Raw genomic sequence first — 1,632 nt, forward strand, 5'->3', positions numbered from 1 at the left:
CACCTAACTCATCACTACTACAATATACTTATGGGTAATCCCCTTACATCCAGTAAGGATTTATCCATCTCATTACTTAAACTGTTAGAATGTAGGATGCAATGGTATATCGACTTCATCACTAGGACTTAGCGTCCGTACTTTAGACTGATAACCAGCTCCTCATTCACAGTGTTCGTTTTATGCAGGTTGAATCACATTAAGTGCATTCGTGTCACACACAGTAGTTTGAGCAGGTAATGAGTAAATCTGGTATTTATCCATTGTAATATTTTTAAGGAGTGACAAATTTATGAACGCAGTAGGTATTGATGTTTCAAAAGGTAAAAGCATGGTTACAATTCTAAGACCATTTGGTGAGATTGTATCCTCTCCTTTTGAGATCAAGCACACATCCAGTGATATCCTTTCACTAATTAAACTTATTCACTCTATCGAAGGTGAATCACGAATTGTAATGGAGCACACCGGACACTATTACGAAGTACTTGCTCAGCAATTTTCAGCAGCTGGTCTGTTTGTCAGTGCTGTTAATCCTAAGCTAGTCAAAAACTTTAATAATGACTCTCTTCGCAAAGTTAAATCTGACAAAGCTGATTCCATCAAGATCGCCCGCTATGCTCTTGACAAATGGCAAAATCTTAAACCATATAGTATTGTGGATGAATTGCGCACACAACTAAAGGCCATGAATCGTCAGTTTCATTTCTATGTGAAACAAAAAACGGCTATGAAAAATAATCTTATTAATCTCATTGACCAGACATACCCAAATGCAAATACTTATTTTAATAGTCCACCCCGCAGTGATGGCTCCCAAAAATGGGTTGATTTTGTCTATACGTATTGGCATGTAGATTGCGTTCGTAAAATGTCTCTAAATTCTTTTGTTAAACACTATCAAAACTGGTGCAAGCAAAAAAAATATATCTTCAATAAATCAAAAGCCGAAGAAATTTATACCAAGGCAACGGAACTTGTCCCGGTATTTCCTAAAAACGAAATAACCAAACGCATCATTAGACAAGCTATCGCTCAGCTTAACAGCACTTCTGCTACCGTCGAAACAATACGCATTCTCATGAATGAAACCGCCTCAAAACTTCCAGAGTACCCGATTGTTATGCAGTTTAAAGGGATTGGTCCATCTCTTGGTCCACAGCTTATGGCTGAGATCGGTGATATAACCAGATTTACACATAAAGGAGCCCTTACTGCTTTCGCCGGGGTAGATCCTGGCGTAAACGAGTCTGGCTCCTATGCACAAAAAAGTGTTCCAACATCCAAACGTGGGTCTTCAAATTTAAGAAAGACTCTTTTTCAAGTAATGGATGTTCTTATTAAAACAATGCCGCAAGATGATCCTGTATATCAATTCATGGACAGAAAACGTGCCCAGGGTAAACCGTACTATGTTTACATGACTGCAGGCGCTAATAAATTTCTCAGAATTTATTATGGACGAGTGAAGGAATATCTCTGTATTCTTTCTGAGTCAAGCTAATTCAAAACTTTTATTTGCAGACCAGCACTGCTTGTGGTGGTCTTATTTTAGTGCCTAATTTTAACCATGTAAAATTTTATATTTTTTTCCCCATTAAGTCTTGACTTTTTATTTGCAGGCTAAAGTAA

The 1,632-nt window shown here is 37.5% G+C and carries 1 protein-coding gene; it reads left to right on the forward strand.

What is annotated here, in order from left to right; all coding sequences use genetic code 11:
• The first annotated feature begins 292 nt into the window (after positions 1 to 292).
• Complete coding sequence (locus DW085_RS18690) at positions 293 to 1,504, forward strand: IS110 family transposase (RefSeq protein WP_118293994.1); 1,212 nt, start codon at positions 293 to 295, stop codon at positions 1,502 to 1,504.
• Positions 1,505 to 1,632: the final 128 nt, after the last annotated feature.

This window comes from Clostridium sp. AF50-3, from assembly GCF_003477445.1.
GTDB lineage: Bacteria > Bacillota > Clostridia > Lachnospirales > Lachnospiraceae > Otoolea > Otoolea fessa.